Annotated in this window: 13 protein-coding genes; 10 read left to right on the forward strand and 3 right to left on the reverse strand. The window is 62.8% G+C overall.

What is annotated here, in order from left to right:
- Positions 1–64 precede the first annotated feature (64 nt).
- The 4 genes from C0V73_RS18705 to C0V73_RS18720 all read left to right on the forward strand — a co-directional run bounded on the left by C0V73_RS18705 (position 65) and on the right by C0V73_RS18720 (position 3,686).
- Positions 65–1,468, forward strand: a complete 1,404-nt coding sequence (locus C0V73_RS18705) for an FAD-binding oxidoreductase (protein ID WP_102021514.1) — start codon at positions 65–67, stop codon at positions 1,466–1,468.
- A 92-nt stretch (positions 1,469–1,560) separates the two neighbouring features.
- Positions 1,561–2,346 carry an SDR family oxidoreductase gene (locus C0V73_RS18710; RefSeq protein ID WP_102021515.1) on the forward strand — a complete coding sequence of 262 codons (786 nt, stop codon included), beginning with the start codon at positions 1,561–1,563 and terminating at the stop codon, positions 2,344–2,346.
- 126 nt (positions 2,347–2,472) lie between these two features.
- The gene (locus C0V73_RS18715) at positions 2,473–2,700 is read left to right on the forward strand and encodes a hypothetical protein (protein WP_102021516.1); all 228 of its coding nucleotides are present in this window, start codon (positions 2,473–2,475) and stop codon (positions 2,698–2,700) included.
- 116 nt (positions 2,701–2,816) lie between these two features.
- Entirely contained in the window at positions 2,817–3,686 is an 870-nt protein-coding gene (locus C0V73_RS18720) for a hypothetical protein (RefSeq protein ID WP_102021517.1), read from the forward strand.
- A gap of 63 nt (positions 3,687–3,749) precedes the next feature.
- Here C0V73_RS18720 and C0V73_RS18725 read toward each other — a convergent pair whose 3' ends face one another.
- On the reverse strand, positions 3,750–3,938 hold the full coding sequence (locus C0V73_RS18725) for a hypothetical protein (RefSeq protein ID WP_102021518.1): 189 nt from the start codon (positions 3,936–3,938) through the stop codon (positions 3,750–3,752).
- A gap of 268 nt (positions 3,939–4,206) precedes the next feature.
- On the opposite strand from C0V73_RS18725, the gene C0V73_RS18730 reads away from it, so the two are divergent.
- The 4 genes from C0V73_RS18730 (at position 4,207) to C0V73_RS23140 (ending at position 7,292) form a co-directional block, all read left to right on the forward strand.
- Positions 4,207–5,499 carry an Hsp70 family protein gene (locus C0V73_RS18730; RefSeq protein WP_102021519.1) on the forward strand — a complete coding sequence of 431 codons (1,293 nt, stop codon included), beginning with the start codon at positions 4,207–4,209 and terminating at the stop codon, positions 5,497–5,499.
- 256 nt (positions 5,500–5,755) lie between these two features.
- On the forward strand, positions 5,756–6,646 hold the full coding sequence (locus C0V73_RS18735) for a uracil-DNA glycosylase (protein ID WP_102021520.1): 891 nt from the start codon (positions 5,756–5,758) through the stop codon (positions 6,644–6,646).
- Between the two features lie 143 nt (positions 6,647–6,789).
- Positions 6,790–6,981 (forward strand): hypothetical protein, encoded by a 192-nt coding sequence (locus C0V73_RS18740; RefSeq protein ID WP_102021720.1) that lies wholly within the window; start codon positions 6,790–6,792, stop codon positions 6,979–6,981.
- A gap of 152 nt (positions 6,982–7,133) precedes the next feature.
- Positions 7,134–7,292 carry a hypothetical protein gene (locus C0V73_RS23140; protein WP_172450227.1) on the forward strand — a complete coding sequence of 53 codons (159 nt, stop codon included), beginning with the start codon at positions 7,134–7,136 and terminating at the stop codon, positions 7,290–7,292.
- A 100-nt stretch (positions 7,293–7,392) separates the two neighbouring features.
- Here C0V73_RS23140 and C0V73_RS18745 read toward each other — a convergent pair whose 3' ends face one another.
- Positions 7,393–8,289 (reverse strand): hypothetical protein, encoded by an 897-nt coding sequence (locus C0V73_RS18745; RefSeq protein WP_102021521.1) that lies wholly within the window; start codon positions 8,287–8,289, stop codon positions 7,393–7,395.
- A gap of 332 nt (positions 8,290–8,621) precedes the next feature.
- Between C0V73_RS18745 and C0V73_RS18750 the strand changes: the two genes are divergently transcribed.
- Positions 8,622–9,857, forward strand: a complete 1,236-nt coding sequence (locus C0V73_RS18750; RefSeq protein WP_102021522.1) for an MFS transporter — start codon at positions 8,622–8,624, stop codon at positions 9,855–9,857.
- A gap of 3 nt (positions 9,858–9,860) precedes the next feature.
- Here C0V73_RS18750 and C0V73_RS18755 read toward each other — a convergent pair whose 3' ends face one another.
- On the reverse strand, positions 9,861–10,799 hold the full coding sequence (locus C0V73_RS18755; RefSeq protein WP_102021523.1) for a DMT family transporter: 939 nt from the start codon (positions 10,797–10,799) through the stop codon (positions 9,861–9,863).
- Positions 10,800–11,087: 288 nt separating this feature from the next.
- Here C0V73_RS18755 and C0V73_RS18760 point away from each other — a divergent pair, with 288 nt between their 5' ends.
- Positions 11,088–12,197 carry a methyl-accepting chemotaxis protein gene (locus C0V73_RS18760; protein WP_102021524.1) on the forward strand — a complete coding sequence of 370 codons (1,110 nt, stop codon included), beginning with the start codon at positions 11,088–11,090 and terminating at the stop codon, positions 12,195–12,197.
- Positions 12,198–12,310: the final 113 nt, after the last annotated feature.

Raw genomic sequence — 12,310 nt, forward strand, 5'->3', positions numbered from 1 at the left:
CGTGGGGTGACTTGCGGCGACAAAGCTTTACGGCGAAGAAGGCGCAAACAGATCAGGCTTGCCCATGTCTTCGCATACGACCTTCTCGCCCCATGACCTTGCCCACGCGCTTGACGGCCTGCATCCGGACCTCCGGATTCTCGGCCCCGACGCCCTCGCCGGCCGGCATCCCGGTGAAGACCCGGCGAACCTGAATGCCGGCGTGATGGCGCAGCCTGGCTCAACGGAAGCGGCTGCGGCGTTGATTTCCTGGTGCCGGGCGAACCGTGTCCCCATCGTCCCGCAGGGAGGCTTGAGCGGTCTCGTCGGCGGTGGCGCAAGTCGGGCCGGAGAGGTTCTCCTGTCCACTGCCCGGCTCAATCGGATCCTTACCATCCATGCCGACGAAGAGACCGTCGAGGTAGAAGCCGGCGTTTCACTGGAGGCCCTGCAGGCATCGCTCGCACCCCATGACCTCACCACCGGCATCGATCTCGGTTCGCGCGGGTCGGCGACCATCGGCGGCATGGTGTCGACCAATGCCGGCGGCATTCTCGCCTTCCGCAATGGAGTGATGCGCCACCAGATCCTCGGGCTGGAAGCCGTGCTGCCTTCAGGCGAGGTATTTTCGGACATGACCCGGGTGGTGAAGGTCTCCGCCGGCCCTGATATGAAGCAGCTTTTCATCGGCGGAGAAGGCGCTTTCGGCTTCGTCACCCGGGTCGTCATGAAGGTCGAGCCGATCCGACCGCATCGCGCGGTTGCCCTGCTCGGCGTCGCGGATGCTTCTCGTGCGCTGCAGGTCGCCGCAAGGCTGCGCCGGCATCCGGCACTTCTGCTCGAAGCCGCCGAGATGATGTGGCCGCGCTACGTGCGCGATCATGCGGCCCTGAAGAGCTTCGACCTCTCCTGGCTTGAAGACGATGCCGCCGTGCTTCTGGTCGAAGTCTCCGGTGAGACGATGGAAGCGGCCACGACATTGCTGGAAGACGAGCTTGCCTCCCTCTGGGAAGAAGCAGATCTCAAGGGCGGGATCGTTGCCCAGTCCTCCGACCAGGCCCGCCGCTTCTGGGACCTGCGCGAGGATTCGGGCTTCTATTTCGCGGAATTCCCCAATGCGCCGTCCTTCGACGTCTCGATGCCGCCGTCGGCGCTCGATGCCTATGTGGCTGACCTCACCGAGGGCCTCGCCGCCATCGGCAACGGCCTCGACGCCTATGTCTACGGCCATATCGCCGATGGCAATCTGCATATCGCCATCGCAGCCCCGGGTCCCCTGCCCCCAGACATGAAGGCGCTTGCGGAAGACGCCGTCTATACCGGCATTCACGCCTCCGGCGGCAGCTTCTCCGCCGAACACGGTGTTGGCCTGGACAAACGCGCCGCTTATCTCACCCATGTCGATCCGGTCAAACAGGCGCTTTCCCTGCAGTTCAAGGCGATGCTCGATCCGGACATGCTCTTCAACCCGGGCAAGGTCCCGTTCTGATCACCGTTCATCCACAGATGGTCGGGCTTCCGATCCAGTCGCCCGCCCGATAGACTGCTCGCAAAGACATGACATCAAGGAAGGATACTCCCATGGATCTCGGCATTTCCGGCAAACGCGCCCTCGTGCTCGCCGCCTCGCGCGGCCTCGGCCTCGGCATCGCCAAGGCGCTCGCGGCCGAAGGCTGCCATGTGCTGATCTGCGGGCGCACGGAAGACAAGTTGAAGGCGAATGTCGAGGCGATCAGGGCTGCCGGCGGCAAGGCAGATTATGTCGTGGCCGACATTGCCGATGCCCATTTCGTCGATCAGATGCTGCATGCGGTTCATCATACGCTCGGCGGCATCGACATCCTCGTCAACAATACCGGTGGACCGACGCCCGGCACCGTCGAGGATATGGATGCAGAAAAGCTCTATAATTTCTTCCAGTCGATGGTGGTGCGGGTCATCACGCTCACCAATGCCTTGGTGCCCTTGATGAAGACGCAAGGCTTTGGCCGCATCCTCACCGTCGCCTCCTCCGGCGTCTTCGAGCCGATCCCCAATCTTGCGCTGTCCAACACGCTGCGCGGTGCGCTGGTCGGCTGGAACAAGACGCTGTCCTCGGAGCTCGCCTCCTATGGCGTGACGGCCAACATGCTCCTGCCGGGCCGCATCCATACCGACCGGATCGATGAACTCGACGGGGCCAATGCCAAGCGCACCGGTCGCAGCCTGGACGAGGTCCGCTCCGCTTCGGTGAAGTCGATCCCCGCTCAGCGGCTCGGTCGCGTCGAAGAGTTCGCCGCCGCCGGCGCCTTCCTCTGCTCGGTCCCGGCGAGCTATATCACCGGCACCATGCTGCGCGTCGACGGCGGTGCGGCCCATTCGATCTGACGATCGGGGCTTACTCTTCAGGCGGCCAAATTCGCATTGCCTAAAATTCGAATAATCGACTGAACGGGTTGGAAATCTCTTGCGTTTACTCCAAAGCGAGAAACCTGGGAGATGAGAGTTCCCGTGATGACAAACGCCGGACATGAAGACCGGATGCTGCTGGCGCTCGAGCCTGCCGCTTTCGTAGCCGATCTCGAGCCAGTCGTCGAAGAGCGCGCGCGCGTCCCGCGCTCTCGAAATGCCAGCTATGGCCGGATCATCGACCACTTCCTCGCTAAGCTAGAAACCTTCGACGATGAACTCGACGGCTTGGAGACCGCGCCGATGGCCGCGCGCCTCTATCAGGACGTCTGACACGCCCCTCAATATCGAGGGTATTTGACATAAACTGCATGAACGAAAGCGACGATCGTTCAAGAGATTGCTTGTATTAGGGCTGGCGACAATGAACTCCAACCCTATGGTCAATCATGCTCGCCCCCTTACTTCTCGGTTCAGGTTCGTCCGGAACCACAACCCGTCCGTCGTCCGGCACGACCTCGGGATCCGGCAGCAGCACGTCGGGCTCGACGTCGCAGCCAGCACCGTCTGAAACCACCCAGCCGTCCTACCAGGAGCCGGAAGCGGCAGCGTCCGACGATATCGACGACGGCACCTATCAACCGGCGCCTGAGGAAGACACCGGCACGCCTGAAGAGGTAACTGCCGAGGCGCCACCCGCTCAGACGGAAACCGACGCGGAACCGACACCGGTTGCGGAAGAGCCGGCCCCTGCCCAGACCGAAGCGCCGGCAGCTCCTGAGGACGCTCCCGTTTCCGACGACGCGGCTCCTGCTGAGGCAGCTGTCGCTGAAGACGCAGCCGCCGCTTCCGAAGACCCTGCCGCCGACGCTGTCGACGCGGAAGCGCCGGCTGATGATGCCGATGCAGCGCCCGAGGCAGACGCCGCGCCTGAGGAAGATCCCGCAGCCGAGGCAAGCACGCCAGCGACCACGCCTTCACCCGTTGCGAACGACCGCCCGGTCACGACGGCACCGGCGAGCGAGCGCATCTCCGAAGAGGACGCGATCGAGGCTGCAGCACTGGCCGAGTATCGTGGTCCGCAGGTGGCCGCTGAAATCGAAGTTAGCAACTTCGCACAGCAGTTGACCACGCTGATCGAGCAGAGCCTGACAAGGGCGCGTGAGCGGGCACTGGAAGTCTCGCAGGCACGGATCATCGCCGGACTGCTTTCAGGCGCAGAGACCCCGGAGCCGTCCGCGACCTCGGCCCTCACCGCAGATGCCGAGCGCCAGCCCGTCGACGTCGCCGAAGCCATCCGGGCCTATCGCCAGGCCTGACTTCGACCACCGCAAGATTGAAGGGGCTCACCCACCGGTGGGCCCTTCGCATTTCTGCCAGCCTCAGCGTCGACGCAACATCACCAGACCGGCGACACCCGCAACAGCGAGGATCGCCCCGTACATGATCCACGGGCTCTGATCGATCATGAAGCTCGACGCCGGATAGGGAAAATGACCGGAGCCCTGCCCGATCCATACGAAGCCCAACAGGATGGCGAGAGCGGCGAGGCAATGCAGGGCGATGCGCATGGGTGACATCTGTCGATCTCCAGGGTGAAGCCGACCATAGACCCTGTCGCCAACAACAGCCAGAGCGGCCGCTTCGCGGGGGCCGGCGATGCGATAGATCGTGTCTGCGCCCTCGCCTGCGCTCCGACACAGACGTCACAAAAAGGTCGCTTGCCCTTGCCGCCCCCCTGTGGCATCAGGCGCCCTCTTTCATGTCTCGGCATCGCCGAGCACGACCGGCTCGCCGGTTCTCACAGACAATCAGGCATAGACAAAAGGAGCGATGGCCATGGCTGAAGCGCTTGGGCTCGATTTCGGCACGACCAATACCGTGATCGCCGTCGCGGAAAACGGAGACGACACGCGTTCGGTTTCCTTCACCTCTGCGGCCGGCACCACCGACAGCATGCGCACCGCGCTCTCCTTCCTCAAGGATCCGCAGCTCGGCGCAGGCGCCCTGAAGGTGGAAGCGGGCCAGGCGGCCATCCGCACCTTCATCGACAATCCGGGCGACTGTCGCTTTCTGCAGTCGATCAAGACTTTCGCGGCTTCCGCTCTCTTCCAGGGCACGCTTGTGCATGCCCGCCGCTTCCAGTTCGAAGACCTGATGGAGGTCTTCCTGAAGCGCCTGCAGGCCTATGGTGGCGAGGGCTGGCCAGAAGGTGCGAAGCGCCTCGTCGCCGGCCGTCCCGTGCATTTCGCTGGCGCCAGCCCCGATCCGGCCCTTGCCGTCACCCGCTACAACGAGGCGCTGACCCGGCTCGGCTTCCCAGAGATCCACTATGTCTACGAGCCGGTGGCGGCCGCCTTCTACTTTGCCCGCACACTCAAGCGCGATGCCACCGTCCTGGTCGCCGACTTCGGCGGCGGTACGACCGACTTTTCGCTGATCCGCTTCTCGACGGAAGCCGGCAAGCTGAAGGCAACCCCGATCGGCCAGTCCGGCGTCGGCATCGCCGGCGACCAGTTCGATGCCCGCATCATCGATCAGCTGGTTGCCCCTGAAATCGGCAAGGGCAGCCAGTTCAAGAGCTTCGGCAAGTTGCTGGATGTGCCCAGCAACTACTATCTCGCCTTCTCGCGCTGGAACCAGCTCTCCGTCTTCAAGACGCTGAAGGAGTTCGCGGATCTGAAATCGCTGGTGCGTCAGGCCGAGGAGCCGGAGAAGCTGGAGCTCTTCATCGACCTCATCGACCATGACGAAGGCTATCCGCTCTACCAGGCGGTCTCGGCCACCAAGATGGCGCTCTCATCCGCCGAAGAGGCCGATTTCCGCTTCGCGCCGCTCGGCAAGGCCGGCGAAAAGCGCGTAACGCGACGCGATTTCGAAAGCTGGATTGCCGACGATCTCGCCCGCATGGAAGAGGCGCTCGACGATGTGCTGACCAGAACCAACACCGAGGCCGGCAGCATCGACAAGATCTTCCTCACCGGCGGCACATCCTTTGTGCCCGCCGTGCGCGACCTCTTCCACCGCCGCTTCGACGCATCCCGCATCGAGACCGGCGGCGAACTCGTCTCGATCGCCCACGGGCTTTCGCTGATCGGCGAACGCGACGACATCGAGCAGTGGGTGGCGTGAGGTCCGCTTCATGAGGGCGCCGAAGACGAGCGCCGTCATCGCATTCCACTGCCCCTCACCCTACCCTCTCCCCGCAAGCGGGGAGAGGGAGGAGCGCCGCGGCGGCCGTATCGGCCTTCTCCCCGCCTGCGGGGAGAAGGTGCCCGAAGGGCGGATGAGGGGCATACCGCTCCACCGTCAAGATGACGGCTAATCGCTGGCGCACCTCCGCGCTTTCCATTTGCCTTCCGCCTGCCGAAGGCACTAGAACGGGGCCATGATCCAAGCCCACGACATGACGCCCGCAGAGCTTGCAGCGCTTCTCGCATTCCATTCGGAAGCGGGCGTCGAATGGCTCATGGAAGACGATCCCGTCGACCGAATTGCAGCCTTTGCGGCAGAGAAGGCGGCGCGTCAGGTGGCGCGCCCTGCAGCCGAGACATCGTCGGCGCAGGTGCCGGCTCGCGTCGCGCCTTCGCGGAGTGCCGCCTCGTCTGAACGTCAGCCGGCGCGGGCGCAGCCGTCCCAGGGTTCGGCCCTGCCGGCGATCCCCGACGAGAATGCCGTTGCCGAAGCCCGCTTTGCGGCCGAAAGCGCCAGATCGCTGGCCGAGCTGCAAACAGCCATCGAAGGCTTTACCAGCTGCAATCTCAAGACGTCGGCACGTTCGACGATCACGGCACAGGGCGACGGTTCTTCCGGCATCATGGTGATCGGCCCGATGCCGAATGCCGATGATGACCGCGAAGGACTGGCATTTTCCGGTCGCGCAGGCCTGCTGCTCGACCGGATGCTTTCGGCCATCGGCCAGACGCGCGAAAATGTCGTCATCTCGACCGTCATCCCCTGGCGTCCGCCAGGCGACCGCATGCCGTCGACCCCGGAGACCGCCATCTGCCGGCCGTTCATCGAGCGGCAGATCGCGCTCGTTGAACCGCGCCTGGTTCTCGTGCTGGGCAATTTTGCTGCCCGCTTCTTCTTCGGCGAAACCGGCACGATCCATGCGCTGCGCGGCAAATGGCGTGAACTTGGCGCCGGCGGCCACGCGGTTCAGGCCATGGCGACGCTGCATCCACAGGAGCTGCTGGCTGCTCCCGCCAGCAAGGCGCTCGCCTGGATGGACCTGCTTGCCTTCTCTGAGCGGCTGCAGACCCCGCCAAACGACTAAATTTCGGGCAATGTAAACAAATTATGAAATCTGCCATGCACAAAATGCATGGCAGGCACGCTAACACGCCGGTTGCAGAATCTATGCTGCACTGCGATATTGAGGATGCAAAGTGGGAGGGACACTTTACGAGGAAGACCGCCGTGAGCCTTCGGACCCGCCCCATACACTGCAAGTTCGAGACCCTGCGCCTGGCCGGCGAACACGGCCGCAGCAGCAGCCCGTATAACCGCTCGAGCCCTTCCGTTGCCGTCGAGCAGTTGAGCGCACGTTTCTCAGGCCATGCCGGTCGCATCGCCCGCCCCGCCAACAGCTTTGCCGAAAGCCGCTTCTAAGCGCTCCCTCTTGCATGACCACGCGCGTCTTCAACGCGCGTCGTGCTTCCTTCGCATAGCAGCCCTTCCGCATTGTGCATTGCAATAACGGTTCATCACTGAACTAATAAGGGCATCAAATTTGCCATGCGTCAAAAGCAGAGGACACGACCATGAACATTCCATTTCATCCCGTCCGCAGCCTGCGTCAGGCCATGCACCAGATCGGCCATGCGGTGAATGCCTCGGCTGAGCTGTCTCAGGCCGCCCGCAAGCGTCAGCAGGCGCAGGATCGCAGCGAACAGCGTGCGCTTCAGCCGCTCGGCTTCTGATAGACAGCGATTAACAGGAAGATCTGCCAAAGCCCGCACCTGTGCGGGCTTTTTGTCGTTGTAGCGGCGAGAGGATCCCGTCCGGCCCTGCCCTCAGGGCTCAAGCTTCGCGCGCCACGCCGAGGCGCGGATCATGCTTTCCCAGGCGGACGGGCCCGCAGATCTTTTCATGCGCGAAATCAACGATCGAGAACTTGATCGCCTGCCAGCCGCAATACTCGTCGAGAAAGTCACGACGCAAGATGCAGTGATTGCGGTCGCCATCGGGCCAATGGAGACAACCGGTCTCCACCGCGCGGCGAAAGAGGCGTTGCAAATGCGTGCGTGAGATCATGAAATGCTCGGCCATGACGCGCGCATCGATCCGGCCGATATTGTAGCCCTCACCATCGGGAGCGAGCTCCATCGCGCGGCGCACCAGTTCGTCCATCACGAGGCCGCCGGCTTCGGTCCAGAGGAAAAGCGCCACCCGCGGCGGCGGCTCCAGCCAGCTCTGGTTCAGACAAGCCCGTCGGGCGATCTGCGGCTGGATCAGGCGAAAGAGATCCGGCTGGGCGAGAAGCGTTGTGGCACGGTCGCCGCCATCGAGATGGTCAAGCAGTTCGAAATTGGTCACCAGCCACTGAAACATGGCCTGCGTAGGAATTTCTGTCGCCTCGTAGCGCTTCGGCCGGCGGTTGGGATCGCCGACGATGCGCACGAATTTATAGCTCAACAACTGATCGAGAAAGTTCAGGACCGTGTTGCGGCTCGCGGCATTGTTGGAGGTGATGATCTCCCGCAGATTGGTGGTGGTCAGCCCGCTTCCCGGCTGCGACGGATCATATTCAAGCTGTAGGGCAAAGGCCGCCTGGCTGAGCAGCCAGCGTTGATGCGAGGCAAGCATGCGCGACAGGCGCGGGCTCTGGTCGAACTGACTTCGCAGCTGACCGGCATAGGCGCGCAGCGCCGGAATGAATTGCGGATGACCGGCGATATCTGCGGACGAAAGCGTCATGACACGCCTCCGCATCCGATCGACGGCTGAGCCAAGGCGACGAGCGACGCGACAAGCGGGCGCCTTGGCCCCTGTTCGGTCATGTCTCGTTTCGCCCTTGTCAGCGCCATCAGATCCCTTTGACCGGCACTTTCTCCACGTCCGGTGCCTCTCTTTTCATGATTGTTGTCAAGGTAAACGAATTCCTTATGACGTTTCAATCCTTTATTACCGATCGGCGCGGGAAGATGCGTGTTGCACGCGCAATGCGCCGCGTCGCGTCGTATTCAACATTTCACACATCCGGCGATGCTGGCACTATTCTGGTCCAGAATGCGCCCCGGGGAGGCCCCATGCTGTCCAGTCTCGCATCGATCGCCACCCTGATGCTGTCGACCCTATTGATGATGGCCGGCTTCGGATTGATGGGCTACATGCTGCCGATCCGGTCGCTGAACGAGGGCTGGTCGACCTTCATCATCTCGGTCATCGCCACCGGCTATACCTTTGGTTTCACAGTCTCCTGCATCGTCACGCCGATCTTCGTACGGCGTGTCGGGCATGTGCGCGTCTTCGGCGCGCTGATCACGCTGCTGACAGTCTCCATCCTGCTTTGCGCGTTGGTCGTCGAATGGTGGGCCTGGATGATCTTCCGCGGCCTGTCGGGCTTTGCGATTGCCGGCGCTTATCTCCTGATCGAGAGCTGGCTCAACGAGCGGGTGACGAACGACAATCGCGGCGCTCTCTTTTCCGTCTACATGGTGACCTGCCTCGTCGGCTCGATCGGCGGCCAGTATATCGTGCCGCTCGGCGACGTGAACGGGCCCGACCTGTTCATGATCTGCGCGCTGATCTTCTCGCTCGCGCTCTTCCCGGTCGCGCTCTCCACCGCCCAGTCCCCGACACCGATTGCGGAAGCCCGCTTCGACTTGAAGCGGCTCTATCGCCGCTCGCCGATCGCCTTCTTCGGGTCGCTGCTGTCAGGCGCCCTGTCCGGCACCTGGGGCAGCCTCGGTGGCGTCTATTCGCAAACCATCGGCATGAGCACGGCGCAAGGCGCCACCCTGCTTGCCGCCTTCCTTGCCGGCGGTGCGCTCTCCCAGGTGCCGATCGGCCGTATTTCGGACCGCATGGACCGTCGTCTGGTGATGATCGCGTCCGGTCTCTTTGGTGTTGGCGCCTGCGGACTGATGATCAGTTTCGGCGCGGAGGATCCTGCCGCGCTCTACGTGGCCGGCTTCTTCGTCGGCACTGTCCTTTATCCCGTCTATTCACTCAACGTGGCGCATGCGAACGACCTGGCCGAGCCGGACGAATATGTCACCCTCTCCAGCGCCATCATGATCCTCTATGGCATGGGCACAGTCACCGGGCCGATCATGGCCGGAACACTGATGCAGTGGCTCGGGCCGAATGCGCTGATCGGGTTCCTCGGCATGGCCTTTGCGCTTTATGCCGGTTACGCCGCCTGGCGCATCACGCGACGCCCGGACAATGTCACGCCGGCCGAAAAGTCAGACTTCCAGGCGACCATCCTGCCGATGCAGGGTGCCGACAATGCCTCGCCGATAGCCGATACGGATCGCTGAACCTCAGCCCTGGGGTGTCGATGCCTTGCGCGCGGCTCGGCGCTCGAGGCCGAGCTGGTGTTCGCGGTAGATGATGAAGATGCCTGCGGCAACGACAATGGCCGCTCCGATCAATGTGGTGGCCGTCGGCACCTCGGAGAACAGGATGTAGGCCGCGATCGAACCCAGGATGATCGAAATATATTCGAACGGGGCGATCGTCGAGACGTCTGCGAAGCGATAGCTTTCGGTGAGCAGGATCTGTCCAAGGCCGCCGAGGAAGCCGGCCATGGCGAGCAGCCCGAGCGCCCGCCAGGACAGTTCGGCCCAGCCGAAGAACCAGGTGAGCGCCGAAAGCAGTGCTGCCGTCAGGGAGAAGAAGAGCACGATCGTTGCGGTCTTCTCCTCGCGCACAAGCTGGCGGACCTGCAGCATCGCGCCGGCTCCCAGCATTGCCGAGATCAACACAGCCACCGCGCCGACGGCGGCCTCCGAGCCCATGCCCTCGTCGCCGAACAGGGTCAGCTTCGGCAGCGAGATGATCAGCACGCCGACAAGGCCGATGAAGACTGCGGTCCAGCGATAGAGGCGCACCGTCTCTTTCAGAAAGATCGCGGCAAAGACAACGGCGATTAGCGGCATGGCATAGCCGATGGCAATCGCGTCCGGCAGCGGCAGGTGCACGAGCCCGTAAAAGCCCGCCCCCATCGCGCAGACGCCGAGCAGGCCGCGCTTCACATGTCCGACCGGATTGTCGGTCTGCATGGCCACCCGCAACTCGCCGCGCCACGCGAGATACACGACGATCGGAACGATCGCGAAGGCGGAGCGATGAAAGCTGATCTGGCCGGGCGGGATGCCGCTGCCGGCAAGCTTGATGCAGGTCTGCATGGCGACGAAGACCGAAACCGAGCACACTTTAAGCACGATGCCGCGCAGGGGATTGGGGTCGGCAAAGGCCATGGTGACTGCTGTCTTGGATGCGGCGGGCGCCTGACGCGCCGTGAATGGGAGGGCGGCAAAGGCGATCGCCTTTGAATCATCTGGGAATAGCTTGCATGCCCACCAGGAGGGCGCAAGTCCGCAATTGCGGGCATTGCACCCAGAAATGACCGTAAAAACCCAAGTTTTCCGCCATTTTTTGTTAACCAGCCGTTTAACAGGGAAAATATATTTCCTGCCAATAAGTCATATTTATTGGCAATCGACTGCAATTTTTCGAGGTTCTCTTTTCAACCGGGGTTTGGCGCCATGCCGCAGGCCGTTTCTCAGACCAATCCGATTTCAGAGATACGCGCCACGCCCCGGTCCATGCGTCTGGTCACCGAAAGCATCGGTTCAGACCTCGAACATTTCAGCACCGACAACGCCCTCATCGTGCGCCAGATCCGCTTGCTGGCGATCAACGCCTTGATCGAGGCTGCCCGTGCAGGCGAGACCGGCAAGGGCTTTGCCGTTGTTGCCAACGAAGTTCAGCGCCTGGCGCAAGGTGCCAGCGAAACCGCCGAGCGCTTCCAGCAGAACGTGCTCGGCCGGATCCGCCAGAGCCGCAGCATGGCCGACGATCTCGTTGAGCAGATGGAAGGCGTCAGACTGATCGACCTTGCCCAGACGCTCGTCCAGTTCATCGTCCGCAACCTCTTCGAGCGCACCGCCGATGTGCGCTGGTGGGCGACCGACAGCGCGCTTTGGCAAGCGCTCGAACAGCCCTCGCCCGAACGCGCCCAGCATGCGGCTGCCCGGCTCGGCGTGATCAACCGGTTCTATACCGTCTATCTCGATCTCGTCATGACCGACGCCCGGGGGATGGTCATCGCATCCGCCAATCCGCGCTATCAGCGCAACCTGAAGGACAAGGACCTCTCGTCCGAAGCCTGGTTCCGGTCGGCGCGCGATTGCCGGAGCGGCGACGACTATATCGTCGACACAGTCAAGCGCAGCGGCTGCCACGACAACCGCGATGTCCTCGTCTATGCCACCGGCATCCGCGCAGGCGGACGCACGGATGGCGCGCTTGTCGGCACGCTCGGCGTCTATTTTGACTGGCAGGCCCAGGGCCAGGCGATCGTCGAAAAAGAGGCGAACCTTCCGCCGCAGGTGGTAGACAAAACCGAAGTGCTGTTGCTCGATGGTGCCAATATGGTGATTGCCTCCTCGCGTCCCGAGCGGATCTACACCCATTTCGCGCTCAACAATCCGCAGCAGCTCGCCAAGGGCAGCTACTATGATCAGAGCGGCGCCATCGTCGCCTTCGCCAAGACGCTGGGCTACGAGGACTATGACGGGCTCGGTTGGTCCGGCGTGATCATTCAGAGCATGGATAGCGATGAAGAGCTGAGGCAGCAGCTCAGGCTGAAGTGACGAAACGCACAGCCGAGACCTCTGTCTAACTCAAGATCAGTTTTGACTATTCTTGGATTTCGGCCGGCATTGGCGTGGTTTTGGCGAAGAAAATTGCAAGCCTTGCCAAGAGC

The sequence above is a fragment of the Rhizobium sp. TH135 genome (assembly GCF_002855515.1).
Classification (GTDB): domain Bacteria; phylum Pseudomonadota; class Alphaproteobacteria; order Rhizobiales; family Rhizobiaceae; genus Allorhizobium.

Excerpts from the sequence above, each read along its gene's own strand:
- C0V73_RS18705 (WP_102021514.1), top strand. The coding sequence starts at position 65 with ATGTCTTCGCATACGACCTTCTCGCCCCATGACCTTGCCCACGCGCTT.
- C0V73_RS18710 (WP_102021515.1), top strand. The coding sequence starts at position 1,561 with ATGGATCTCGGCATTTCCGGCAAACGCGCCCTCGTGCTCGCCGCCTCG.
- C0V73_RS18715 (WP_102021516.1), top strand. The coding sequence starts at position 2,473 with ATGACAAACGCCGGACATGAAGACCGGATGCTGCTGGCGCTCGAGCCT.
- C0V73_RS18720 (WP_102021517.1), top strand. The coding sequence starts at position 2,817 with ATGCTCGCCCCCTTACTTCTCGGTTCAGGTTCGTCCGGAACCACAACC.
- C0V73_RS18725 (WP_102021518.1), bottom strand. The coding sequence starts at position 3,938 with ATGCGCATCGCCCTGCATTGCCTCGCCGCTCTCGCCATCCTGTTGGGC.
- C0V73_RS18730 (WP_102021519.1), top strand. The coding sequence starts at position 4,207 with ATGGCTGAAGCGCTTGGGCTCGATTTCGGCACGACCAATACCGTGATC.
- C0V73_RS18735 (WP_102021520.1), top strand. The coding sequence starts at position 5,756 with ATGATCCAAGCCCACGACATGACGCCCGCAGAGCTTGCAGCGCTTCTC.
- C0V73_RS23140 (WP_172450227.1), top strand. The coding sequence starts at position 7,134 with ATGAACATTCCATTTCATCCCGTCCGCAGCCTGCGTCAGGCCATGCAC.
- C0V73_RS18745 (WP_102021521.1), bottom strand. The coding sequence starts at position 8,289 with ATGACGCTTTCGTCCGCAGATATCGCCGGTCATCCGCAATTCATTCCG.
- C0V73_RS18750 (WP_102021522.1), top strand. The coding sequence starts at position 8,622 with ATGCTGTCCAGTCTCGCATCGATCGCCACCCTGATGCTGTCGACCCTA.
- C0V73_RS18755 (WP_102021523.1), bottom strand. The coding sequence starts at position 10,799 with ATGGCCTTTGCCGACCCCAATCCCCTGCGCGGCATCGTGCTTAAAGTG.
- C0V73_RS18760 (WP_102021524.1), top strand. The coding sequence starts at position 11,088 with ATGCCGCAGGCCGTTTCTCAGACCAATCCGATTTCAGAGATACGCGCC.